Consider the following 23004-nt stretch of genomic DNA (forward strand, 5'->3'; position numbering starts at 1 on the left):
CGGTCCACCGGACCGGCCCGAACCCCACCGCAACGCCCGCGACGAGGAGCGCACCACCCATGCCCGACACCAAGCACCTGATATTCGTCAACTACCGGGGCACCGACGAGATCTGGGCCACCGAGTACGTCCACGCCCGGATGACCGAGGCGTTCGGCGCCGACGTCGTGTTCAAGGCGGGCAACTCGCTGCGGCCGGGCGAGGTGTACGCCCCGATCCTGGAGGAGAAGGCCGCGCACTGCCCGGTGATGCTGGTCTGCATGGGCCCGGCCTGGCTGGGCGCGCCGGACGCCTCCGGCACGCGCCGGCTGGACTCCCCCGACGACTGGGTCCGCAAGGAGATCCGGCTGGCGCTGCGGGCCGGGAACCTGGTGGTGCCGCTGCTGATCGGCAACCACGGCGAGGTCTCGGTGCCGGACGCCGACGCGCTGCCGCCGGACCTGCGGGACCTGGTGACGCACCAGGCGCGGCGGCTCGCGCCGGGCGGCGGGCTGGACGCCACGATGCCGGCGCTGATCGAGGAGCTGGCCGAGGCGGTGCCGGAACTGGGGGCGTGCCGTACCACCCGGCTGCGGGAGAAGGCTGATCAGCGGCCTGCTTCGCCGAATCAGGACGCGTATTCGACGGTGTTCAACATCGACCGCGTGCGCGGGGACGTCGTCGGCCGCGACAAGAACGTGGGCCGCCAGCCGTGAGCGGGTCGACGACCGACTCGGCCGGCGCGGTCGCGGCTGCGGCCGCGGCCGGTCCGCCGCCGGGTGGTCCCGCCCCTGGCGCGAATCCGGCTCCGCCGGGCCAGGGCCCTGGGCCGGGTCCGGGTCCGGGCCAGGGACCAGGTCAGGGTCCGAGTCCGAGTCCGGGCAACGGCCAGGGCCAGGGCCCGGGTCCCGCCCCGAATCCGGGCCGAGCACAGGAGAACTCGGGGTCCCAGTCGGAGACCTCCGACCAGCCCGCGAACACCCAGCCCACCGAAACCGCCCCGGAATCCCACAGCATCGGCTCCGGCCAGACCGTCGCCGACGCCACCGCCGACCGCGGCGCGGGCAGCCGCCGCCGCGCGTTCCTGCGCCAGGCCGACCGCATCCGCACCGTCGAGGGCGACGCGGTGGGCCGGGACAAGGTCGTGAACATCTTCGGCACCGAGGAGACGGTCCGGCTGCCGCTGATGGCGCCGGTGCTCGTGGAGTCGGCGCGCAGCGTGTTCGTGGCGCCCGGGCAGTGGGACGACGTGCTGGCCGTCGCGGTCCACAAGCGCGTGGTCGTGCTGCGCGGCACCGTCGGCCACGGCCGCACCACCGCGGCACTGCGCCTGCTCCCGCACTCCGACCCGGTCTACCACCTCGGTGCGGCGGAGCTTGCGCGGCTGCCGGACGTCCTGCTCACCGCCGATCAGGACACGACGATGCAGGACCTGCGCGGCGCCGGCTTCGTGCTCGACGACGCGGCCGAGTTCGGCACGCTCACCGCCTCGGTGCTGCGCGGTCTGGAGGCGGCCCTGGACGTCACCGACGCGCGCCTGGTGCTGGCCGCCGACGCCGCCTCGGCGCTGCCCGCGGAAGGGTTCCTGGACCACGTCGTGGATCTGCCCGCGCAGCCGGACCTGGCCGAGGTGCTGGCCGCGCACCTGCGCCGGCGCCTGGACGAGGAGCGCACCGCGCGCCTGCTGGCCCGGCCCGGGATCCGGGATCTGGTCGCCGAGCAGCTCACGGCCGGCACGGCGTGCTCGGTGGCGGTCCGTCTGGCCGACATCCTGGCCGATGAGGAGTTGGGCGGCGGGGCCGAGCCGGAGCCGGTGGCACGGCGGCTGTCGCGGCGGGCCGCCGACGACTTCAGCACCTGGTTCGCCGGGCTGCGCGACATCGAGACCCGCTGCCACGCGGTGGCGCTGGCGGTGCTGGAGGGCGTCGGGCAGGAGACGGTCGCGGTGGCGGCCGAGGATCTGCGGCGGCGCCTCGAGCCGGAGCCGCCGGTGCTGGTCACCGACACCGCCGCCGCGGGGTTCCGGGACCGCGGGGACCCGTTCACCCCGACCCAGGACGAGTTGCTGGGCCGGCTGCGGGCCCGGACCTCCAACACCACCGTCACCGGGCCCTTCGGCACCGCCCCGGCCGAGGTCGTCGGCTACCTGGATCCGGCCTATCCGGCCGCGGTGCTGCGCCACGTCTGGACCCGGCACCGGATCCACGACGACCTGCTCGACTGGCTCACCGGCCTGGCCGAGGACCCCTCGGAGCAGATCCGGATCCTGGCCGGCTCGGCGCTGGGCACGCTGGCCACGCTGTCCTTCGACTTCGTGTGCCGCAGGGTCCTGATTCCCTGGGTGTTCGACGAGGACCGGTTCCGCCGCGAGGCGGTGGCCTACGCGCTGCGGGTGGTGGCAGCCCAGGCGCAACTGCGGCCCGCCGTCCAGGCCCTGACCCGCGGCTGGTACGCCGACCGCGACAAGCCGCTGGGGCAGGCCACCGCGGCCCTGGTACACGGGCTGGGCCTGGGCCGGCAGGACCCGGCAGGCTCGGCCGAGGCGGTGCTTCGGCTGCTGGCCGTGGACGACAGCCGGGTCGGCATCGCCGTCGGGCACGCGCTGGCCGAACTGGTCGCCACCGGCGAGCCGGAACGGGCCCGCACGATCGTGGCCCGGCTGGCCGACGCCGTGCTGGAGCACGAGACGACGCTGTCCGCGCAGCTGGGGTTCCTGCTGCTGGGGGTGCTGATCCTGGCCGAGCGGCCGGTGCGGGCCGACGGCGCCGGGGCGCCGACCGGTCCGGCCAGTCCCACGACCCGGCGAACGGCCGTTCTGACGTCGCAGAGCGCTGATCGCGCCGGCCGCGCCGGCAACGCCGACAAGCCCGATAGCGCCGACAAGCCCGGCAGCACCGCCGAGCCCGGTGACACCGCCAAGCCCGGCGGCACCGTCACCTGGCCCTACCTCCTGGACCTCGCCGCCGCCCGCCCCGACGCCCGCGGCCCGGTCGTCCGGCTGTGGCGCCACGTCCTGGACGACGCGCCGCTGCACGAGGAGGCCGCCTCGGTGCTGACCGCCTGGGCCTCGATGGCCGAGAGCGACCCCGACCTGTGCGAGGCCTTCGTCCGGCTGGGCCTGGCCGTGGCCCGGGACCACGACCGAGTCCGCAGGATCCTGATACGCCTGGCGGACACCTGGACCGAACCGGACAACCTGGCCCCGCTGCCCAAGACCGGCGACGCGCTGCGGCGCGTCCTGGCCCCATCCAGGGAGCTTCCATGACCGGCACCGAAGTACGCCTCATCCTCGACACCCGGCCGGTGCCGCGCGGCCCGCTCTCCTCGGCCCAGCCGGCGCAGCCGAACGTCGCCGTCGTCTACGCCACCGGCTTCGGCGAGGTGGCCAGCTTCGACGGCCGGCCGCTGCGCCGCGGGCAGCAGCTGATGTCCAAGTACCGCTTCCGCTACGACGTCGACCTGTCCGACCACCGCCGCACCGCGCGCCTGGAGCGCACGCCGCTGCCCTCGCGCGAGGACGCGTACCGCTTCGACGCCGAGGTGGACGTCGGGTTCCGGGTCAGCGACCCGGAGGCGATCGTGCGCCGCAACGTCGGCGACGCCCTGCCGATCGTCTACGGCCACCTGGCCGCGCAGTTCCGGCTGGTGACCCGCAAGTACGACATCCGCCGCGCCGAGGACGCCGAGCTGGAGATCAACAGCTGGTTCGCCCGGCCGGCGGTGCTGGAGGAGGGCATCACCATCTACTACTGCAGCGTCCGGCTCTCCCCCGACAACGCCGCCCGGATCTACCTCCAGCAGCTCGAAGAGGTCCAGCGGGCCACCTCCGTCGGGGCCGCCCGGCACGGCCAGGACGTCGGCGCCGCACAGCACGAGCACATCATGGCCCTGATGGCCGAGCAGAGCCGCCAGGAGCTGGACCAGCTCGCCGCGCGCACGCAGCCTGAGCTGGAGGCGCGCGAGATCGCCAAGGCCGAGCACGAGGCCCGGCTGGCGCACATCGCCGCCGCCGCGCGCCGCGACGAGGACCGCCTGGAGCGCGAGGCGCTGGCGAACTTGCCGCAGGATCTGTGGAGCGTGCTGATCCTGCACCTGCAAAGGCACCCCGATGAGACCGCGTACGTCACCGACCTGTACGCCCGGCACATGGACGCCCTGGCCGCGCGCCAGGACATCAACGACCAGCGGTCGCTGGAGCTGGTCCGCTACATGATGGACCGCGACCTGATCCAGCCGGTGGACATGGGGCAGCTGCGCGATCAGACCCTGAAGCGGGTCCAGCAGATCGCCGGCCCGGCCGGCGGCGGGGACGCCGCTCTGCCCAGCGCCGGCGAGGGCTGGGACGACCAGCTGCCCGACGGCGTCAGCCAGGTGATCCGCGGCAGCTCGGTGCCCGGGCCGCCGCCGGGCTCGCCGCCGTCGGCCGGGCGCGCGGTGCCGGTGTACGTGCTCGTCGACGAGTCCGTCGAGCTGCCCGGCTACCTCGACGCGGTCAACGAGGGCCTGGCCGGGCTGCCGGCCGCGCTGGCCCGCAACCCGGACACGGTCGGCGCGATCCGGCTGGCGCTGCTGGGCTACGCCGCCGAGGTGGCGGTGCGGATCCCGCTGACCGGCGTCTCCGGAGCCGGCACGGTCCCGGCGCTGACCCCGCGCGGCGGCTGCCGGCTGGCCCCGGCGCTGACCGACCTGCGCGAGCGGCTGACCGCCGACATCGACCGCTGCAAGAGCCACGACCTGGTGGTCGGCCGGCCGGTGGTGGTCGTGCTCAGCGCCGCCGCGCCGCACGACCCGCAGGACTGGCCGGCGGCGCACCACGCGCTGACCGACCGCGCGACCTTCCGCTACGCCCCGACGATCGTGGCCTGCGGCCTGGGCGGCGCGGACCCGGCGACGGTGGCGCGCCTGGCCACCCAGCCCGGGCAGGCCTTCCAGGCCGCAGCGGGCATGCCGGTGGAGTACTCGGTGCGCTCCTTCACCGACTTCCTGGCGCGGTTCGTCGCCCACTGGGCCGCCGAGTCGCTGACCGGCGCCGGGCGCGCGGTCCTGGACCGGCCGGCCGGCTTCGTCCCGGCCGTCGCGCCGCCGCAGGAGCCCCGCGCCCCGCACGAGAGTCCGAACCAGTACTGACCCCAACCAGTACTGACCCCAACCAGTACCGACACCAAGGAGGCTGATCCATGCCCGACACGAAAGGCCATCTGCTCCCGGTGTACGTGGCCGCCGACGAGTCCGCGTCGATGCGCCCGCACTCCGGCGAGCTCACCGCAGGGTTGGAGGCGCTGTACTCGGAGCTGCGCATGAACCCGATGGTGGCGGCGAAGGTCCGGCTGGCGGTGCTGGGCTTCGCCGACACCGTGGTCGAGCGCCTGGCGCTGTGCGACGTGCGCGAACAGCCGGCGATGCCGCCGATGGGCTCGGGGAACACCACCAGCTACCGCAGCGTGTTCCTGGACCTGATGCGGCGGATCCCGAACGACGTGGCGGCCTTGAAGCGCCAGAACTACGTCGTGCACCGGCCCGCGGTGTTCTTCTTCAGCGACGGCCTGCCCAACGACGAGGACTGGCAGGGCCCGCTGAAGCAGCTCACCGACCGCGGCACCACCCCGGTCGCGCCGAACATCATCGCCTGCGGCGTCGGCGGCGCGGACGCCGCGACCATCGCCACGGTGGCCACCGCGCGCGAGTTCGGCCTGATCGCGGTCCCCGGCGCCGACATCGGGCGGGCGATCGCGAGTTTCTTCACCGCCCTGACCGCCAGCGTCATCCACTCCGGGCAGACGCTGGCCGGCGGGAACCCGGAGCTGGCGGTCGACCTGCCCGAGCAGTTCGTGCTCGCGATCGACGTGGTCTGAGCATGCGGTGGCCATCGGGCACGCGCCGCAACCAGGACGAGAGCGCCGGTTCCTCGTTGGAGGACCTGCGACAGCGGGAGGCGCGGGAGTTGGAACGGCGCGGCGGGCCCACCGGCACGCGACGGGATCAGGAGGCCGCGCGGCGCGATCAGGAGGGGGTGCGGCGGGAACACGAGGCGTTGCGGCGCGATCAGGAGGCGGCGGCGCACGCGTGGCTGGCCCCGGCGTATCAGGACCCTTGGCAGGCCGCGCCGCCGTCGTCGTCGTCACCGTCGCCGTCGCCATCGCCATCGCCATCGCCGCCGCCGCCGCCGGAGCACGCCCCACCGGCCGATCTGGCGGCGGCCTGGGAGCCGATCGTCGTCGACCGGGCCACCGCCGAGTTCGAGCCCCGCCCGCCCGGCGTCCCGGTGCGCCGCCACATCCCCGACACCGTCTTCGACGGCTGGTCCAGCGACTCCTTCACGGTCCGCTCGGCCTCGGTGCGCGGCTACGCCCACCGCTACAACGGCGCGCCCCGCCAGGACCACGTCACCGTGTTCTTCCAACGCCGTGGCAACCGCGAGGAGCTGCTGTTCGCCGTCGCCGACGGCGTCTCCAACGCCCGCCACGGCGAACTCGGCGCGGCGGCCGCCGCCGAGGCCGCGATCGAGGCCCTGCAACAGTTCCTGCTCAGCGGCCGGCCGCTGGACTGGGCCGCCGTCGCCGACGCCGCGGTACGGCACATGGCCAGCGTGACCCGGCGCCACCTGCAGGTCCCCGCGCCCAGCGCCGCGCAGATCAGCGAGCTGCTGGCCACCACGCTGACCATCGGCGCCGTCGGCGCGCTGCCCGACCGGGCCCGGGTGATCATGACCCGGGTCGGCGACTCCGGCGCGTGGGTGCTCGACGGCGCGCACTACCGGCCGGTCTTCGGCGCCGAGGGGACACCGGAGGCGGCGGTGGTCTCCTCGGGCGTCACCGCGCTGCCGCAGATCCCGGACCCGATGCCGTTCGCCGCCTTCGACCTGCTGCCGCACCAGGTGCTGCTGGTCGGCACCGACGGCTTCGGCGACCCGCTGGGCGACGGCACCGGCCAGATCGGGCAGCTGTTCGCCTGGCACCTCGCCGCCCCGCCGCCGCCCCGGGGACTGGCACACCTGCTCGACTTCTCCCGCGAGACCTTCGACGACGACCGCACCCTGCTGGCCGTCTGGCCGCGCCGGGCGCGGCGGGAGGCACCATGACCGCGCGCATCGAGCACAGCGCCCTGGACCTGGGCCCGGAGCTGACCCTGAAGAAGGGCGGCCAGGGCCGCATCATCCCGGTCGACCGGCCCCGCGACACCGACGGCCACCGGCTGATCTTCAAGCGCTACCGGCCCGAGTGGCTGGACCGGCTCGACGAGCGGGCCCTGGACGCGCTCGGCGACCTGCCGGCGCACGCCGGACCGGACGCGCTGTGGCTGCGCGAGCGGACCGCCTGGCCCCAAGCGCTGATCACCGAGGGCGGCCGCGTCATCGGCTTCCTGATGCGCGAGATCCCGGCCGAGTTCTCCTTCTCCCACCTGAGCCCCTCGGGCGTGACCCAGACGACCGCCGAGTACGCGTTCCTGCTCAACGAGGACCGCTATCTGCAGGACATCGGCCTGATGGTCTCCGACCGGGACCGCCTGAAGCTGCTGGCCGACATCGCCGACTCGCTGGTCCGCCTGCACCGGCTCGGAGCCCGCGTCGGCGACTTCTCGCCGAAGAACATGCTCTTCTCCCTGCCCACGCACCGCACCTTCTACCTGGACTGCGACTCGATGCGGCTGCACGGCGCGGACGTACTGCCGCAGGCCCACACCCCCGACTGGGACCTGCCGCCCGGCGAGGAACCGGCCACCCCTGCCGCCGACACGCTGAAGTTCGGACTACTGGCGATCCGGCTGTTCGCCCGCGACCAGTCCTCACGCGATCCGTCCCGGCTGGGGCGAGTGGCGCCGCGGTTGGAAAATCTGGCGCGCGCCAGCCAGAGCACGGATCCGGCCAGGCGCGGCACGCCGGAGGACTGGATCCCCGAGCTGCGGGCCGCCGCAGCGGCGGCCGACCCGAACCCGCCGACGGCGACCATCCACGTGCCGGCGCCGCCGTTGGGCGCGCCGGCGGGACCGTTCGGACGGTACGGAGCGCCGGGCGCGGCCGGCCCGCACCACGCCGCCCAGCCCACGCCGCCGCGCAACCGCTCCGGCGTGCTCGTCGCGCTCGGCGGGCTGCTGACGGCCGGCGTCGTCGCGGTCGGCGTGGCCGTCGCCAACGGCTCGTTCCACGACGTGGCCGGTTCCAGCGGGACCACGAGCTCGCTCAGCGTCTCGCAGGACGACAACGGAGTCCCCACCAATGCCGGGGGCTCGGCGAGCACGGACCCGAACGGCGGCGACACCGCGACGACCGATACCGGTGGCGACACCGACACCCCGTCTCCGACTCCGACGCCGCCGCCGTCACCGCCTGCGACCACCGCCGTCGGCTTGGTGCAGATCGACCCCTCGCTCGTCGGCGATCCGCGCTCAGTCCAGGTCGCGACGCTGTTCGACTCCTACTTCTCCGACATCACCACGAAGAACTTCGACGCGGTCTTCGCCCTGTACGACCCGAGCGGCGACCTCAACACCAACGACCAGCAGCAGCGCGACTCCTTCGAGCAGGCCGACAAGACCAGCACCGACGACAACGCGACGCTGACCGCGCTGAGCCCGGCCGGCCCGGGCGCCGCCACCACCGCCGACGTCACCTTCCGCAGCCAGCAGGCGGCCGGCTACGGGCCCGGCAACGATCCGAATCAGACCTGCACCATGTGGAGCCTGACGTACACCCTCACCTACACCTCGGACGACAAGTATCTGATCAAGTCGGCGACCGGGACGCCCTCGGCGTGCTCATAGCGCCTGCTCAGGACGCCTGCTCGGCTCCGGTCATCATGGCGACCCAGCTGTGCGGGGCGTCGGCGCCGAGCATGAGGTCGTAGACGTCCTCGTGGCCCGATTCGGTACCTGATTCGGTACCTGATTCGTTGCCTGCACGGTGGAACAGCGCCTGTTCGTAGCTCGCGAGCGCACTCTCGACGTCTTCGGGATGCGCGGCGATGGCGCGGCCGAGTTCGGCGCCGTCCTGCATGGCGGTGTTCGCGCCCTCGCCGTTCGGGGGCGCGAGATGCGCGGCGTCGCCGATCAGGGTCACGCCGGGCACGCGGGCCCAGCGGTGGCCCGGCGGCAGTGTGTGCAGGAGACGGACGACCGGTGCGGTGTCGGCGGCGGTGATCAACGCGGTGAGCTCCGGCGCCCAGCCGTCGAACTCGGCGAGCAGCCGCGCCGATATCGCGGAGCCGTCCGCCGTGTCAGTGCCTGGCCTGTCGATGTCTGCCGTGTCGATGTCGGCGAGCCAGTCGCGAGGGGCTTGGATCTGCACATACGCATGCAGCGTGCCGCCGCGCTCCCGATGAGCCAGAAAACCCTTGCCCGGCGCGAGCGCGAACAACGATCCGGTGCCGACCGTCGCGGCGGTGGCCGGATGCCGGGTGTCGGCGTCGAGCAGGAAGTACTCGACGGAGGTGTAGCCGACGTACTGCGGTACGGCCGTGGACAGCAGCGGACGGACCCGCGACCATGCCCCGTCCGCGCCGACCAACACGCTTGTCAGTGCCCTGTCACCGTCGGCAAAACACAGCTCATAACGGCCCTCGCCGACCGCCTGCACACCGGTGACCTTGCTGCCCCAGCACACAGTGCCCTCCGGCAACGAGTCCAGCAGCATCTGACGCAGCTCGCCGCGCGAGACCTCGGGGCGCTGGCCGGTGCCGTCGTCCGGCAGGTCGAGCAGCACGGTTCCGGCCCGGTCCAAGACCCGGTAGGACTCACGGCCGGGCAGGACCAGATCGCGGAACTCCTCGATCAAGCCGGCCGCCTCCAGCGCCGGCTGGCCGTTCCAGGGATGGATGTCCAGCAGGCCGCCCTGGGTGCGCGCCGACGCCGAGTCCTCGGCCTCGTGGACGGTGACCGGGATGCCGTGCACGTGCAGGACCCGGGCCAGGACGAGGCCGCCGAGGCCGGCCCCGACGATGGTGATCGGTGTGGTCATGATGCTCCTCCGCAACAGTTTGGATCGTCGCTCCAAAAACGCTAGCACGACTTTGGAGCGGCGATCCATCCATGGCACAATGAGCCCATGGCGACCAAACCCCGGCGAGCGCCGCGACGTACCGAGGCGCTGTCCCGAGCCGTGATCGTGGACGCCGCGACCGAGATCCTGGACACCGAGGGCGAGGAGGCTCTGACCCTGCGGGCACTGACTGTGCGCCTGTCCACCGGCTACGGTGCGATCTACCACCACGTCACTGACCGGGACGACCTGCTCGCGGCGGCCGCCGACCACGTCATCGCCGACCTGCTGGACAACCTCTCCGCCGACGCCGGAGCCCGGCCGGCGCTGCGCGCGCTCGCGCTCGGCCTGTTCGACGCGATCGACGCCCGCCCCTGGGTCGGCGCGCAGCTCAGCCGTGCACCCTGGCAGCCGGCGCTGCTGGACGTCTACGAGAGCATCAGCACGCACTTGAAGGCGCTCGGCGTCCCCGAATCAGGGGTCTCCGATTGCGCGGGCGTGCTGGTGAACTACATCCTCGGCGTCGCGGGGCAGAACGCTGCCAACGCCCGCGCACTGGCCGCCGGCAAGATGGACCGCGACGCGTTCCTGGCCTCGGTCGCCGAACGATGGGACCAGCTCGACCCGGCCAGGTACCCGTCGGTGTTCAGGGCCCGCACGCATCTGGTTGAACACGACGACCGCGAGCAGTTCGCCGCCGGGGTCGACCTGATCCTCGCCGGCATCGAGGCCGTCCACGGCGGCTAGAACGCGTGGCCGGCCGGTACGAGCTCGGCATCATCCTCCACGGCGGCACTTTCGGCATCCCGGAGGGCCTGGGTGCTCACTCGGGAAGCAAGCAGGAATGCTGCGGCGACGAGGCCGACCGCCGAGGCGATGAACGGGGTGCGGATCCCGAGGGTACCGCCGGTCAGCGCGCCGAGCGGGACGACGCCGAGGACGACCAGCCGGTAGGCGGCCGTCACCCGGCCCAGGAGTCCGTCGGGCACCACTGCCTGGCGCAGAGTACTGACGACGATCCGGCACCGCGATGAACAGGCCGTAGCGCGACGCGGGCGCGTGGTACGGGCCGGTGATCAGCAGGACGAGCAGGGCGCCGGTCGCGGAGCTGAAGAAGTTGACGGCCGCCGAGATGAACGCGACGCGGCGCAGCAGATCGTGCTGCCAGAAGTGGGACCAGCCCGAGCGGATGTCCTGGGTGATGGCGGTCGGCGTCGAGTGGCGACGGTGCAGTTCCTCCGTAGTAGGACGCAGCGCCGGAAGCAGCATGGCGGCCAGGCCGCGAGCGCGAAGCCGGCGGCACCGGCGTAGAAGGCCGCTGACGCCGCCAGGGCGAACAGCGCCGCTCCGGCCGGCGGGCCGACGAAGGTGTGGATGACGGACTGCGTGGCGAACGGGCAGCCGTTGGACCGCTCGAGCCGTTCGCGGGGGACCAGGCGCGGCGGGATGGTGAGCGCGGCGTTGTCGACCATCGTCTCGGCGCAACCGGCCAGGAACACTGCGGCGTACAGCAGCGCGACGTGGTGCCAGCCGTTGGCCAGCGTCAGCGCGAGCAGGGCGAAGCCGGCGGCCCGAAGCCAGTTGCCGGCGGTGAGGACCCGGCGCCGATCCATCCGGTCGGCCAGGACGCCGGCCGGCACCTGGCGATCAGCCAGGGCAGGAACTGCACCACGGTCATGCCCGACACCACCAGCGGGTCGCGGGTCAGGGTGGCGATGAGCAGGGGCGCCGCGGACTGCAGGAGTCCGTCGGCGAGGTTCGAGGACGCCTGGGACGCCAACAGCGCGGCGAACGGTCTGCGAGCGGGCGCGGGCATGGTCGGTACTCCCCCGGGTGGCACTGGCGAGAGCGGGGCACCAGCCTTCGCATGCCCCGCGACCGCATCGTGCGCGGACTGGTGGACTTCACCCACCGCGCCGACCTCGACCGACTCCACCAGTGCGAAGACGTCAAGTGCGGCTGGGTGTACCTCGACACCTCACCGCGCCGGAACCGACGCTGGTGCGACACGAAGGATTGTGGCGACCGCAACCGTGCGCGCGCCTTCTATGCCCGGCAGAAGGCGAAGAGTTCGGCCTAGAGGTAGGACTAGAGGTAGGACTAGGAACTCGACCCAGGACTCGAACTCGAACTGGTCCTAGCCCTAGCCCTAGCCCTAGCCCTAGCCCTAGCCCTAGCCCTAGCCCTAGCCCTAGATCAGGATCACGCGCCGGCCGCGCGTGTGCCCGGCCTGGCTGTCGATGTGCGCCTTCGCGGCCTCGGCCAGCGGGTAGGACTTGTCGACCGGGATGTGCAGTTTCCGTTGCGCTATCAGGGATGCGGCCTCGGTCAGTGCGTCCGTGACGCTTCCAGCCGTGCCCGAGAACCGGACGCCGAACTCCGGCGCGCCCAGGTCCGCGATCGAGACGACCTTGTCCGCGTCCCCCGTCAGTTCTACGAGTTCGCCGATCACGCCGGAGCCGGCCAGGTCGAGCGCCGCGTCGACCTCGCCGAGCCCGCGTACCCTGTCGACCCAGCCGGGGCCGTAGGTGGTGGCCAGGGCGCCGAGGCTGCGCAGGTAGTCCTGGTTCGCCGCGCCGGCCGTGCCGATCACGGTGATGCCGCGCTCGCGGGCCACCTGCAGCACCGCGGATCCCACGCCGCCGGCGGCACCGCTGACCAGCAGCGTCTGTCCCGGCCGTACGCCGACCTGGCCAATGATGCGCAGCGCGGTCTCGACCACCGAGGGATATCCGGCGGCTTCCTCGAACGACAGGCCCTCGGGCATACGGGCCCAGGCCGTGAGCACGGCGAACTCCGCGTAGGTGTCCACACCCTCGCCGAACACGTGGTCACCGACATCGAACCCTGCGACACCCTCCCCGATCTCGTCCACGACCCCGGACGCGTCCAGTCCCACCCCGGAGGGCAGCCGCAGCGGATGCGCGCTCAACTTCTGGCCTTCACGGATCCTCCAGTCGACGGGGTTCACACCGGCGGCCCGTACCGCGATGCGCACCTGGCCGGGGCCCGCGTGGGGCTCCTCGGCGTCGATGAGGTGCAGGACGTCCGGGCCGCCGAACTCGGCGAAGCTCACTTTCTTCATGCCGCAGACCGTAACACTAACGGTTAGTGTTTTGAAACCGTTGTGATTTCACACCTGATAGTGTGACGCCATGATCGAGCAGCCGGGACGCCGCGAGCGCAAGAAGGCCGCCACCCGCCAGAAGATCGCCGACACCGCCCTGCGCCTGTTCGCCGAGCGCGGCTACGACGCGGTGGGCATCCGCGAGGTCGCGGCGGAGGCGGACGTGGCCGTGACCACGCTGTTCGCACACTTCAGCTCGAAGGAGGCGCTGGTCTTCGAGCAGGACGAGGACTTCGAGCAGCGCCTCGTGCAGGCGGTCGCCGACCGCGCGCCGCACGCCCCGCTCATCCCGGCGCTCCGCCACGAGATCCACGCGATGGTGCAGCACTGCACGGCCGACGGCGCCGCCCCGCTGTGGCACATGATCGAGGATTCGGCGGCACTGAAGCAGTACGAGGAGTCGATGAGGCAGCGCCACGCCCAGTCGCTGGCCAAGGCCATCGCCGCCGACCTGAACCTCCCGCAGACCACGCCGGCCTGCCACGCGATCGCACGGTTCGTGGTCGACGCCTTCTCCGTGGCACGCGAGGCGGACGATCCGCGAGCGGCGGTGGACGAGGTGTTCCGCATGATCGAGGCGGCTTGGGAGGCCTCAGGTCTGGCGGAGGAGAACTCGGGGCTAGCAGAGGAGGGCTCGGGGCTAGCACGGGAGGCCGCTGGCCGGGCGCAGGAGACCGCCGGTCTGGCACGTTAGACCGGCCGGCCAGGCGCGTGCGGCTGCCGACTTGGCATAGGCGATCGCGGGTCTGGCGTGCGCAACCGCCGGTGCTGCGCGGGACACCTCTGACCCGGCGCGGGAAGCTTCTCACCGGCGCGCGATGACTCCGGCCCGACGCGGGAAGCATCTGGCCCTGCTCAGTAAGCTTCCGGCCCGGCGCGCGACATCTCCGGCCGGACCGGCAAGACCGTCGCGCTGTGGCGAGCGCGAACTACCGGGCCTCGTAGGTCCCATCCAGCCGAGCACGACCGATGACGTGGCCCGCGATAGCCGCGAGCGCATCCTTCAGCGCAAATCCTTCTGGGAGCGTCGTGGCTTGGTCGAGCGCGAAGAGCTGGAACACATACGCGTGTGGCCCGTGCGAGCGGATCGGCATCGGCCCGGCATAGCCTCGGCGGCCGAGCGGGCCCTTGCCGTGCCGCAAGCCGGCGATCGGGCTCGGGTTGGCGAGGGCGTTCTCCGGCAGGCCGTCACGCGCCGGGTCGATGCCCAGGGCGAGCGCGTGGATGGCCGGCTTGCTGAAGGGCACGTCGGGGTCCTGCACGATGAGCGCGAGTTCGACGGTGCCGGCCGGCGGCCGGGTCCAGGCCAGCTCCGGGGAGATGTTGGCGCCGAACATCCGGCCACGGTGCGCGGACGGGATCGGCGCCTCGTGCTCGAACGCGGGGCTGCTCAGCACGAAGTTCTCCGCGGCCTGCAGGTCTGGGCGGGCCCAGACCAGGGTGTGCTGGCCGGCACGCCGGTTGCGCAGCGCGACGCCAAGGGGGTTTGCGGGCACGGCTTCGGCTCCTTTTGTCGATTTCTTTAGGTATATTAAAGAGCCATGGACAAGGAAGCAACCGAACGCTGGGCGAACGCGGTCGAAGAGACCGAGCTCAGCGTCGACCTGCGCGCGGCCGTCGGCGGCCTGTACCGCCGCTTTCGCGGGATGCGCCCGGAGGGAGCCCTCGGCGACGCGGCGATCGACGTGCTGACCCACCTGCACAAACACGGTCCGGCAACACTCACCGAGCTCAGCGACCGCGCCCGCGTCTCCCCGGCCTCGATGAGCCAGACCGTGAACCGGCTCACCTCCGCCGGCTACGCGTTCCGCACCCGCGACCCGCACGACGGCCGCAAGGTCCTGTTCATCACGACCCCCGAAGGCGACACCATCGCCGGCGCCACGCACGCCCACCGCACCGCATGGCTCGACGAGCGGCTGAACGCGCTCAGCGACGAGGACCGCGCTGTCCTGGCCCGCGCTGCGGAACTGCTACGCGGTATCGCTGAGTCCTGACCATCGAGTCCGGTCGCAGAGCGATGCTCAGCACTCCAGCGCGTTACCGCCGAGTCCCGATCGCCGAGCGATGCCAGCTCTGCTGCTCGATATCGGTCTTCCCGATCATCGAGTCCGATCGCCGGGCAACGCCTCGTACTACTACGTGGCAGCACCGAGTGCCGGTCGCCGAGCGATGCTCAGCTCTGCTGCGCGTTGTCGCCGAGTCCTGACCATCGAGTCCCGATCCCGTGCTCTCGCGAGGCCCTGACTTCGGTGATCCACCGCAGCTGCTATCTGGGGACATCCCCACTTGTAGCGCTCAGCGCGAACCCGGAGTCGCGGTGGTGAAGTCGCCGCCCAGGTAGCGCACCTCGGGGTCGTCCGGGTCGATCGGCTCGTCGGCGAACTGGTCGGCGAAGACCGAGGAGTCGTCCTGCGCTTCGTAGCCGAGTTGCCGCGCGGGGTCCGGGTTCCCCCACGCGGTGCGGTTCGCCGAGACGCCGTAGACGATCTCGTAGTCCAGGTCAGGCGCCGTGGCCAGGGCGTGGAACAGCCGCACCGCGTCGGCGGGGCTCAGCCAGGTGTCCAGCATCCGCCGGGTCCGGGGCCGGGTATAGCAGGACCCGATCCGTACGCAGGCCACCTGGAGTCCGTGGCGGTCGTGGTAGAACGAGCCGAGGGTCTCCCCGAAGACCTTCGACACGCCATAGAAGGTGTCGGGACGTGGCCGCGCGTCCATGCCGATGCGCCGGTCGCGGAAGGCCGCCCGTTCGTAGTACCCGACCGCGTGGTTGCTGCTGGCGAACAGGAATCGCGGCACCCCGGCGCGTACGGCCGCGTCGTAGACCCGGTAGGTGCCGTCGATGTTGGCGTGCAGGATCGCCTCGAAGTGGTCCTCGACCGGGATCGCGGCCAGGTGGATCACGACGTCGACGTCCGCCATCGCCGCGTCGAGGGTCGGCGGGTCGGTGATGTCGCCGACCACCCACTCGGCGGCACCGGGATCGTCCGGGACGCGCAGGTCCAGGCACCGCAGCCGCCATCCGAGCTCAGCCAGTCCGGTGCGTAGGAACGTCCCCACTCCCCCGGCCGCGCCGGTGATGAGCATCCGGCCGAGCATGCGGCCCTTGTCCTCAAGCATCTGCCAGTGCCTTCCCGATCGCGGTCAGGTCGTCGGCGGCGGCGAGCCCGGCGTGGTAGATCCGCACGCCCGCGGCTCCGGCGGCCCGGACGTCGCCGAGGACGCGCGCCAGCCCTTCAGGGTCGCCGCCCATGCCGCGGATCCCGAGCAGCCCGGCGTAGACGTCCACGCCGTGTCCGACCGCGGCCTGGACCGGCGCCGCGCTGCCGTTCCAGCAGTTGACCACGACGCCGGTGGTCCCGGCCGGCAGCCTCGCCATGTCCACGCCGGTGTTGGCCAGGCTCACCCGGGGCCGGGGCGTGGCGTGGAAGGCCACTGAGAAACCCGGGTCCGACCGCTGCGTGCGCAGCTCCCGCACCATCGCCTCGCGCAGCCGGTCGGCGACCCGGCCGCGCATGGCCGACACCGCCGCGTCCAGGTCGGCGTCGAACGGCGCGGCCGGGCGGCCGTCGAAGTTCGCGTCCAGCCGCTGCCGGACCGCCGAGCGCAGTTGCGAGGCGTCGATTCCGGCCTCGCGATAGGCCGCGCAGCAGGCGGGGCAGAAGCAGAGCGAGAACAGAAACTGCTCGTCCTCGGACAGGCGGACGCCGGCTACTTTGTCGTGCTGGCTCAGGTGGTCGAAGCCGTACCACCCAGCCGCCTCGAATTCGATCCCTGCGATGTCCGGGCGCTCGGCGACCACGGCCGCGAGCCCTACGGCGTATTCGAGGACGGATTCGTTCGCCGGGCACAGTGCCCACGGGTACACGTCGTCGTAGGCGTTGACCACGTGCGGGCCGCCGAAGCCGTCGACGTGGTCCACCACGACCCACGCGTGCGTCGGGACACCCGCGCCGGCCAGCGCGGCGACCGTGTCCCCGAACACGTCGTGTCCGGCGACCCAGCTCTGCGCAGCCGGCAGCAGGTCCGTCCATGCCGGTCCGACCGGCAGATACGCGGCGCTGCGTTCAGCGACGACCACCCGGTGCCCCGGATGCCGCGGAGTCAGAGCGCGGGTGGCGTGGTAGAACGCTGCGACGGTCGCGTGGCTGACGCCGAGCCCGGCCACCCGCTCGGCCGCGGCCGGGTCCCCGACGACGTCCCAGGGGTATACATAGATCCCGGCGTCCAAAGCCCCGGACGCCATCAGAACCTCGGCCGCTTTCCACTGAACTCCGGCTGCGCCCGGCGCATCCACGTCGCGTCGTCACGCTTGCGGAACCCGCAGGTCAGGTACTGTTCATGCAGCCGGGCCAGGGCGTCGGGGTCGATCTCGACGCCGAGCCCCGGGCCGTCGGGGACCGCCAGCGCACCGTCGGCGAACCGCAGCGGGCCGCCCGCGATGACCTCCTCGGTCTTCCACGGCGAATGCGTGTCCAGCGCGTAGGTCAGGTTCGGCGTGGCGGCGGCCAGGTGGGTCATCGCCGCGAGGCTGATCCCCAGGTGTGTGTTCGAGTGCATCGACAGGCCGAGGCCGAAGGTCTGGCACAGCGCGGCCAGATTCTGCGTGGCGCGGAAGCCGCCCCAGAAGTGGTGGTCGGACAGGATCACCTGGACCGCGCCGAGACGCACCGCCTCGGGGATCTCGGCGAACCCGGTGACGCACATGTTGGTCGCCAACGGCGGCGAGGTCTTGGCCGCGACCTCGGCCATACCGGGGATGCCCGGCGTAGGGTCCTCCAGGTACTCCAGCTCGCCCTCCAGGGCCGCCGCCACCTTGTGGCTGGTCTCCACCGACCAGTTGGCGTTCGGATCCAGGCGCACCGGACGGTCCGGGAACTCCCGTCGCAGAGCCTTGACGGCCTCGATCTCCTCCTCGGGCGCAAAGACACCGCCCTTGAGCTTCAGCGACTTGAAGCCATAGCGATCCACCATCCGGCGCGCCTGCGCCACGATCCCATCCGGATCCAGCACCGCTCCCCAGTCGTCAGCCGGGAAGTCCCCAGGATGCTCGGCCCACTTGTAGAACAGGTACGCACTGAAGTCGACGCGGTCACGCACCGGGCCGCCGAGCAGGTCCACAACGCGCCTGCCGGTCGCCTTGCCCTGGATGTCGAAGCACGCCACCTCGAACGCCGAGACCGCCTGCGCGACGGTCTTGTCCGCGCTGGCGGCGCCGATCAGCTCGGTCGGCGAGGAGGCCGACGCCGAGGCCAGGGCCTCGGCCACGCGCCGGGTGAGCTCGTTGAGGTGGAAGACGTCCAGGCCGGTGAGCGCGGCGGCGGCCTGGCGCAGCTGGGTGAGCGTGGCGTCGTCGCCGTAGGCCTCGGACACGCCGGTGATGCCGGCATCGGTGCGGACCTGGATGATCGAGCGGAGCTGGAACGGCTCGTGCACGCCGGAGGCGTTCAGCAGCGGCGGGTCGGCGATCGCCACCGGGGTGATGTCGATGCCGGTGACCACCGGGCCCGGCTCGGTGCTCACACCGCACCTCCGGCCTGATGCCCGGCCAGCACCGCCCGGCCCTCGGCGATCAGCTTCTCCAGCTGCGCCACGTGCTCCGGTTCGGGCTCGGTCAGCGGCGCGCGCACCGGCCCGGCGTCCAGGCCATCCAGCCGCACCCCGCTCTTCACCAGCGACACCGCGTAGCCGGCGCCCTTGTTCCGCAGCTCCACCAGCGGCTTGTAGAACCGGTCGATCAGCGCGTCGGCGAGCGCCCCGTCGCCGTCGCGCAGGGCGTGGTAGAACGCCAGCGCGATGTCCGGGGCGAAGCAGAACACCGCCGAGGAGTACAGCGGGACGCCGATCCCCCGGTAAGCGAGTTGCGTCAGCTCGGCGGTGGGCAGCCCGTTGAGGAACAGCAGGCGGTCGGCGCCGTGCCGCAGCCGGACGGCCGAGACGATGCGCTGCATGAGGTCCAGGTCGCCCCTGCCGTCCTTGAAGCCGATGATGTTCGGCACCTCGGCCAGGTCGGCGACGGTCTCCGGGGCGAAGGTGACGTTGTCCCGCTGGTAGACGATCAGGTCCAGGCTGGTCGACGCGGCGATGGTCCGGTAGTGCTCCAGCAGCCCCTGCTGGCTGCCGGCGACCAGGTAGGGCGGCAGCACCAGCAGGCCGTCGACCCCGGCCTGCTCGGCCGCGGCGGTGAAGGACGCCGCGAGCGCCGACCCGTAGCCGACGCCCCCGAACACCGGCACCCGACCGGCCGTGACCTGCACCGCGACCCGCAGCACCGCGGCGTACTCGCGCTGGTCCAGGGCCCAGAACTCGCCGGTCCCGCACGCCGCGAACACCGCCGAGAGCCCGGGGCGCTCCGGATCCAGCAGCGCCAGCCGGCTCTCCAGGTGCGCTGCGAACGCGTCGAGGTCGACGCGCGCCCGATCCGCGCTGAACGGCGTGACGGGGAAGAAGAGCAGGCCGTCGAGGCGGTCTGTCAGGGTGCTCATGGTCTTTTCCTCATGCTCTCGCTGGCGCTGAGGGGCGATCCCGGTGCCGTCGAGCGACCGTGACCGTCCGCTGCTCATGATCCAGGGGTAGCACGGACGAGCCTTCGACGCCCAGTGGCGTGGGTCTCAACGGCCGGCGAGGGCGGCCTCGACACAGCCTGAGCAAGGCCGGTTTCCGCCCCGAAGGGGCCTGTTATCACCACCGAGAACAATGCGCCGGCCGCCGCGGTCCACCCCAGCGAGGCGTCCGCGACGGCCGGCGCGTGATCAGTTCCCCCATCCGGTATCCCAGGCGCTGATCGCGCCGACGGCCGGGCCTGGCTTGCTTGAGGACATCGCTCCCCCTCACAGATTCGGAGCCAACGGTGGGCCGCGATGTGCCACCTGCCGTTCAGCCTCGCAACCGCGCCTCTAAGGGGCCTAACACCGTGCTAACAACGCGGCGCCACCAGGCACTCGAGCTCACAGCGCCGCGGACGCTCGCACGATCGCGAACGCCTCCGTGATCGACCCGACGATGTACGTCGGCGGCGTGAACCCCGTGGGCAGCGGCTCGCCCAGGGAGATCCAGATGGTCCGCAGCCCCGCCGCCGCTCCCCCGGCGATGTCCTTGTCCAGGCGGTCGCCGATCATCCAGCCGCGCGGCCCCAGCTCCACCCCGAGTTCGCCGGCCGCGATCTCGAAGATGCGGCGGTCCGGCTTGCGGTGGCCGGCGGCCTCGGAGTCGACGACGACGTCGACGTGCTCGCGCAGCCCCACGCTGTCCACCTTGGCCTGCTGGACCGTCGTGGAGCCGTTGGTGACCACGCCGAGCCGCCAGCCGTCCCCGCGCAGCTCCGCCAGCCCGGTGCGGACCTGCTGCTCCAGCACGAACTTGCCCGGGAACACCGCGGCGACGTGCTCCATGAGCTGCTCGTCCGATGCGGTTATGCCGTAGCGCCCGCGGGCGTCGGCGACGAAGGCCGGCCAGTTCGCGGCGGCGTCCACGCGGTCGAACACGTCGGAGGCGGCGTCCGCCACGCCGGTGACGTACTCGGCAGCGAAGTCGACGGACCACGCGCGCAGCGCTGACTTGGCGTCCACCAGCGTGTCGTCGAGGTCGAAGAAGGCGAAGCGCATGCGGCGATCATAGGTGCAGCGCCTCGAACGCCCCGGCGGAGACCGGCTCGGCGAACAGGTAGCCCTGGCCCTGGTCGCAGCCCAGTGCGCGCAGGGATTCGTACTGCTCGTCGCTCTCGATGCCCTCGCCGATGGTGATCATGCCCAGGGCGTGGGCCATGGTGATGACCGCGGTGACGATCGCCGAGTCGCCGCCCTCGTGCTCCAGGCCGTTGACGAAGGCGCGGTCGATCTTCAGCGCGTCGGCGGGGATGCGGCGCAGGTGGCCCAGCGAGGAGTAGCCGGTGCCGAAGTCGTCGAGCGCGATGTGCACGCCGAGGTCGCTGACCTGGGAGAGCACGGCCTGCGCGAAGGCGGGCGCCTCGTGCACGGCGGTCTCGGTGACCTCCAGCCACAGCTGCTCGGGCCCCAGTCCGCTGCCGCTCAGCGCGGCGGCGACCTCGGCGACCAGGCCCTCGTCGTTGAGCTGGCGCGGGGACAGGTTCACGGCCATGGTCAGCGGCGGCAGTGCCGGGTCCCGGCGCGCGTTCCAGTCGGCCATCTGTCCGCAGGCCTCGCCCAGGACCCAACGGCCGATCGGCACGATGAGGTCGCAGTCCTCGGCGACCGCGATGAAGGTGGACGGCGGCAGCAGGCCGCGCTCGGGGTGCTGCCAGCGGATCAGCGCCTCCATGCCGGTGATCCGCCGGTTGCGCAGGTCGTACACGGGCTCGTAGACCAGGCGGAACTCCTGCTGGTCGATGGCGCGGCGCAGTTCGCTCTCCAGCCACAGCCGGGAGACCGCCTCCTCGCGGACGCTGTCGTCGAAGAAGACGTAGCTGCCCGATCCGTGGTTGCGGGCCTTGACCCGGAACATGGCCGCGTCGGCATCGCGCAGCAGCGCGTCGGCCGTCGTGGCCGGGTCGGAGGTCACCGCGATCCCGATGCTGGCGCTGATGTGGATCGGCTGGCCGTCGCTGTCGAAGGGGGCCGCCAGGGCCCGGGAGACCCGCCGGGCCACCGCCGCGGCGTCCTTGCGGCCCTGGACGTGCTCGCACACGATCACGAACTCGTCGCCGCCGAAGCGGGCGATCAGGTCGCCGCCGCGGCGTACCGCGCTGCGCAGCCGCGCGGCGGTGGCGACCAGCAGCGCGTCGCCCGCGGCGTGGCCGAGGCTGTCGTTGACGACCTTGAAGCGGTCCAGGTCCAGGAACAGCACGGCCAGCCGGCCGCCGTCGGCGCGCATCCGGGCCAGGGCCGCCTCGATGCGCTCGACGAGCAGCGTGCGGTTCGGCAGGCGGGTCAGCGGGTCGGTCACGGCCTGATCGGCCAGCGCGTCCTCGATGCGCTTGCGGTCGGTCAGGTCGTGGCTGACGGTCAGGACGCTCACCACGGTGCCGTCGGCGTCCCGCTCGGGCACCAGGCGGGTGTGAAAGAAGCGGCGCGTACCGCCCAGGACGAGGTCGTGCTCCACCTCGTCGCCGACCCCGGTGCGCAGCACCCGCCGCAGCGTCTGCTCCCACTCCCGCACGAACTCCACGGGATGCCCGGCCTCCCGGTTGGTGCGCCCGACCAGCTCGTTCTCCGGCACGCCGGCCGCCCGCAGCGCAGCGGGGTTGGCGTAGGTGTAGCGCAGCTGCCGGTCGAAGCGGCACATGGGGTCGGGACTGGATTCGATCAGGGCCCGCAGCTCGGTGCCGATCCGGTCCAACTCGGCCGTCTTGGCCCGCAGCTGCGCCTCGGTGGTGGTGCGGGCGGTGATGTCACGGGAGATGCCGAAGGTGCCGATGATCATTCCGTCGAAGTCCCGCAGCGGCTGCTTGCTGCAGCTGAAGACGCGGTCGGACTCGTTCGGCAGGGTGATCGCCTCCCGGATGTCGAACATCGGCACCCCGGTGCGGATGATCTCCTCCTCATCCCGCTCCGCGTTCCGGGCGTGCTGCTCCGTGAAGTAGTCGAAGTCGGTCTTGCCGATCATCTCGGCCGGGTCGGCGGCCCCGGTGAGGTCGGCCTGGCTGCGGCTGACGCGGATGAAGCGGGACTGGCGGTCCTTGAAGTAGATGGTGTCGGCGCTGCTGGACAGGAGGTTGTGCAGGCAGATGCGGTCGAGCTGGTCGTGGCTCCGGTCCAGGTCGTGGCCAGGGTCCCGGCCCTGATCTCGGCCCTGACCCTGGCCCTGACCCTGGCCCTGATCTTGGCCCTGACCCTGGCCCTGACCCTGGCCCTGATCCTGGTTCCGGCCCGGGTCGTGCTCACTGAGGGACATGTGCCGACCGATCCGCGCAGCGCAGACCGTGTGACTGCGCCATGCGCTGTACTCGTTCCAATGCCTACAGTCCTTTACA

22 protein-coding genes are annotated in these 23004 nt (G+C 72.3%); 10 read left to right on the top strand and 12 right to left on the bottom strand.

Annotated features, from left to right (window positions below; translation table 11 throughout):
* Positions 1–59: 59 nt before the first annotated feature.
* From ABH926_RS46325 to ABH926_RS46350, 6 genes are read left to right on the top strand one after another with little or no spacing between them, the layout of a single operon-like run.
* Positions 60–695 carry a toll/interleukin-1 receptor domain-containing protein gene (locus ABH926_RS46325; RefSeq protein ID WP_370373550.1) on the top strand — a complete coding sequence of 212 codons (636 nt, stop codon included), beginning with the start codon at positions 60–62 and terminating at the stop codon, positions 693–695.
* Entirely contained in the window at positions 692–3244 is a 2553-nt protein-coding gene (locus ABH926_RS46330) for a hypothetical protein (protein ID WP_370373552.1), read from the top strand. The genes ABH926_RS46325 and ABH926_RS46330 overlap by 4 nt, the downstream gene beginning before the upstream one ends.
* Entirely contained in the window at positions 3241–5106 is a 1866-nt protein-coding gene (locus ABH926_RS46335) for a hypothetical protein (RefSeq protein WP_370373554.1), read from the top strand. The genes ABH926_RS46330 and ABH926_RS46335 overlap by 4 nt, the downstream gene beginning before the upstream one ends.
* A gap of 50 nt (positions 5107–5156) precedes the next feature.
* Complete coding sequence (locus tag ABH926_RS46340; RefSeq protein WP_370373556.1) at positions 5157–5831, top strand: hypothetical protein; 675 nt, start codon at positions 5157–5159, stop codon at positions 5829–5831.
* A 2-nt stretch (positions 5832–5833) separates the two neighbouring features.
* Positions 5834–7057, top strand: coding sequence for a protein phosphatase 2C domain-containing protein (locus ABH926_RS46345; protein ID WP_370373557.1), 1224 nt, complete (start codon positions 5834–5836; stop codon positions 7055–7057).
* Positions 7054–8736, top strand: coding sequence for a hypothetical protein (locus tag ABH926_RS46350; protein ID WP_370373559.1), 1683 nt, complete (start codon positions 7054–7056; stop codon positions 8734–8736). Before ABH926_RS46345 ends, ABH926_RS46350 begins: the two co-directional genes overlap by 4 nt.
* 7 nt (positions 8737–8743) lie before the next feature.
* Here the strand turns inward: ABH926_RS46350 and ABH926_RS46355 are convergent, their stop codons facing one another.
* Positions 8744–9928 (bottom strand): FAD-dependent oxidoreductase, encoded by a 1185-nt coding sequence (locus tag ABH926_RS46355; RefSeq protein ID WP_370373560.1) that lies wholly within the window; start codon positions 9926–9928, stop codon positions 8744–8746.
* Positions 9929–10015: 87 nt separating this feature from the next.
* On the opposite strand from ABH926_RS46355, the gene ABH926_RS46360 reads away from it, so the two are divergent.
* Positions 10016–10696: a TetR/AcrR family transcriptional regulator gene (locus tag ABH926_RS46360; RefSeq protein ID WP_370373562.1), complete on the top strand. Its 681-nt coding sequence runs from the start codon at positions 10016–10018 to the stop codon at positions 10694–10696.
* Here the strand turns inward: ABH926_RS46360 and ABH926_RS46365 are convergent.
* The 3 genes from ABH926_RS46365 to ABH926_RS46375 form a co-directional block, all read right to left on the bottom strand.
* Entirely contained in the window at positions 10693–10938 is a 246-nt protein-coding gene (locus ABH926_RS46365) for a hypothetical protein (protein WP_370373564.1), read from the bottom strand. The two genes, ABH926_RS46360 and ABH926_RS46365, sit on opposite strands and share 4 nt — an antisense overlap.
* An 87-nt stretch (positions 10939–11025) precedes the next feature.
* A complete protein-coding gene (locus ABH926_RS46370) occupies positions 11026–11589 on the bottom strand; it encodes an MFS transporter (RefSeq protein ID WP_370373566.1) in 564 nt (187 codons plus the stop codon).
* The gene (locus ABH926_RS46375) at positions 11493–11765 is read right to left on the bottom strand and encodes a hypothetical protein (RefSeq protein WP_370373568.1); all 273 of its coding nucleotides are present in this window, start codon (positions 11763–11765) and stop codon (positions 11493–11495) included. Before ABH926_RS46375 ends, ABH926_RS46370 begins: the two co-directional genes overlap by 97 nt.
* 51 nt (positions 11766–11816) lie before the next feature.
* Here ABH926_RS46375 and ABH926_RS46380 point away from each other — a divergent pair, with 51 nt between their 5' ends.
* Positions 11817–12029, top strand: coding sequence for a CGNR zinc finger domain-containing protein (locus tag ABH926_RS46380; protein WP_370373570.1), 213 nt, complete (start codon positions 11817–11819; stop codon positions 12027–12029).
* Between the two features lie 111 nt (positions 12030–12140).
* Here ABH926_RS46380 and ABH926_RS46385 read toward each other — a convergent pair whose 3' ends face one another.
* Entirely contained in the window at positions 12141–13034 is an 894-nt protein-coding gene (locus tag ABH926_RS46385) for an NADP-dependent oxidoreductase (RefSeq protein WP_370373572.1), read from the bottom strand.
* Between the two features lie 70 nt (positions 13035–13104).
* On the opposite strand from ABH926_RS46385, the gene ABH926_RS46390 reads away from it, so the two are divergent.
* Positions 13105–13770 carry a TetR/AcrR family transcriptional regulator gene (locus ABH926_RS46390; RefSeq protein ID WP_370373574.1) on the top strand — a complete coding sequence of 222 codons (666 nt, stop codon included), beginning with the start codon at positions 13105–13107 and terminating at the stop codon, positions 13768–13770.
* 235 nt (positions 13771–14005) lie between these two features.
* On the opposite strand, the gene ABH926_RS46395 is transcribed toward ABH926_RS46390, so the two are convergent.
* Positions 14006–14572, bottom strand: a complete 567-nt coding sequence (locus ABH926_RS46395) for a YbhB/YbcL family Raf kinase inhibitor-like protein (RefSeq protein WP_370373575.1) — start codon at positions 14570–14572, stop codon at positions 14006–14008.
* A gap of 45 nt (positions 14573–14617) precedes the next feature.
* Here ABH926_RS46395 and ABH926_RS46400 point away from each other — a divergent pair, with 45 nt between their 5' ends.
* Positions 14618–15073: a MarR family winged helix-turn-helix transcriptional regulator gene (locus ABH926_RS46400; RefSeq protein ID WP_370373576.1), complete on the top strand. Its 456-nt coding sequence runs from the start codon at positions 14618–14620 to the stop codon at positions 15071–15073.
* 301 nt (positions 15074–15374) lie between these two features.
* Here ABH926_RS46400 and ABH926_RS46405 read toward each other — a convergent pair whose 3' ends face one another.
* The 6 genes from ABH926_RS46405 to ABH926_RS46430 form a co-directional block, all read right to left on the bottom strand.
* Complete coding sequence (locus ABH926_RS46405) at positions 15375–16196, bottom strand: NAD-dependent epimerase/dehydratase family protein (protein WP_370373578.1); 822 nt, start codon at positions 16194–16196, stop codon at positions 15375–15377.
* Complete coding sequence (locus ABH926_RS46410) at positions 16189–17322, bottom strand: hypothetical protein (protein ID WP_370373580.1); 1134 nt, start codon at positions 17320–17322, stop codon at positions 16189–16191. The genes ABH926_RS46405 and ABH926_RS46410 overlap by 8 nt, the downstream gene beginning before the upstream one ends.
* Complete coding sequence (locus ABH926_RS46415; protein WP_370373582.1) at positions 17322–18599, bottom strand: glucarate dehydratase family protein; 1278 nt, start codon at positions 18597–18599, stop codon at positions 17322–17324. Before ABH926_RS46415 ends, ABH926_RS46410 begins: the two co-directional genes overlap by 1 nt.
* On the bottom strand, positions 18596–19561 hold the full coding sequence (locus ABH926_RS46420) for a 5-dehydro-4-deoxyglucarate dehydratase (protein ID WP_370373584.1): 966 nt from the start codon (positions 19559–19561) through the stop codon (positions 18596–18598). Before ABH926_RS46420 ends, ABH926_RS46415 begins: the two co-directional genes overlap by 4 nt.
* A gap of 462 nt (positions 19562–20023) precedes the next feature.
* On the bottom strand, positions 20024–20680 hold the full coding sequence (locus ABH926_RS46425) for an HAD family hydrolase (protein ID WP_370373586.1): 657 nt from the start codon (positions 20678–20680) through the stop codon (positions 20024–20026).
* Positions 20681–20687: 7 nt separating this feature from the next.
* On the bottom strand, positions 20688–22925 hold the full coding sequence (locus tag ABH926_RS46430; RefSeq protein WP_370373588.1) for an EAL domain-containing protein: 2238 nt from the start codon (positions 22923–22925) through the stop codon (positions 20688–20690).
* Positions 22926–23004: the final 79 nt, after the last annotated feature.

Origin of the sequence: Catenulispora sp. GP43 (assembly GCF_041260665.1) — a bacterium.
Taxonomy (GTDB): domain Bacteria; phylum Actinomycetota; class Actinomycetes; order Streptomycetales; family Catenulisporaceae; genus Catenulispora.

Excerpts from the sequence above, each read along its gene's own strand:
- ABH926_RS46350 (WP_370373559.1), top strand. The coding sequence starts at position 7,054 with ATGACCGCGCGCATCGAGCACAGCGCCCTGGACCTGGGCCCGGAGCTG.
- ABH926_RS46355 (WP_370373560.1), bottom strand. The coding sequence starts at position 9,928 with ATGACCACACCGATCACCATCGTCGGGGCCGGCCTCGGCGGCCTCGTC.
- ABH926_RS46325 (WP_370373550.1), top strand. The coding sequence starts at position 60 with ATGCCCGACACCAAGCACCTGATATTCGTCAACTACCGGGGCACCGAC.
- ABH926_RS46405 (WP_370373578.1), bottom strand. The coding sequence starts at position 16,196 with ATGCTTGAGGACAAGGGCCGCATGCTCGGCCGGATGCTCATCACCGGC.
- ABH926_RS46380 (WP_370373570.1), top strand. The coding sequence starts at position 11,817 with ATGCCCCGCGACCGCATCGTGCGCGGACTGGTGGACTTCACCCACCGC.
- ABH926_RS46410 (WP_370373580.1), bottom strand. The coding sequence starts at position 17,322 with ATGGCGTCCGGGGCTTTGGACGCCGGGATCTATGTATACCCCTGGGAC.
- ABH926_RS46385 (WP_370373572.1), bottom strand. The coding sequence starts at position 13,034 with ATGAAGAAAGTGAGCTTCGCCGAGTTCGGCGGCCCGGACGTCCTGCAC.
- ABH926_RS46420 (WP_370373584.1), bottom strand. The coding sequence starts at position 19,561 with ATGAGCACCCTGACAGACCGCCTCGACGGCCTGCTCTTCTTCCCCGTC.
- ABH926_RS46425 (WP_370373586.1), bottom strand. The coding sequence starts at position 20,680 with ATGCGCTTCGCCTTCTTCGACCTCGACGACACGCTGGTGGACGCCAAG.
- ABH926_RS46375 (WP_370373568.1), bottom strand. The coding sequence starts at position 11,765 with ATGCCCGCGCCCGCTCGCAGACCGTTCGCCGCGCTGTTGGCGTCCCAG.
- ABH926_RS46340 (WP_370373556.1), top strand. The coding sequence starts at position 5,157 with ATGCCCGACACGAAAGGCCATCTGCTCCCGGTGTACGTGGCCGCCGAC.
- ABH926_RS46360 (WP_370373562.1), top strand. The coding sequence starts at position 10,016 with ATGGCGACCAAACCCCGGCGAGCGCCGCGACGTACCGAGGCGCTGTCC.
- ABH926_RS46430 (WP_370373588.1), bottom strand. The coding sequence starts at position 22,925 with ATGTCCCTCAGTGAGCACGACCCGGGCCGGAACCAGGATCAGGGCCAG.
- ABH926_RS46390 (WP_370373574.1), top strand. The coding sequence starts at position 13,105 with ATGATCGAGCAGCCGGGACGCCGCGAGCGCAAGAAGGCCGCCACCCGC.
- ABH926_RS46400 (WP_370373576.1), top strand. The coding sequence starts at position 14,618 with ATGGACAAGGAAGCAACCGAACGCTGGGCGAACGCGGTCGAAGAGACC.
- ABH926_RS46345 (WP_370373557.1), top strand. The coding sequence starts at position 5,834 with ATGCGGTGGCCATCGGGCACGCGCCGCAACCAGGACGAGAGCGCCGGT.
- ABH926_RS46335 (WP_370373554.1), top strand. The coding sequence starts at position 3,241 with ATGACCGGCACCGAAGTACGCCTCATCCTCGACACCCGGCCGGTGCCG.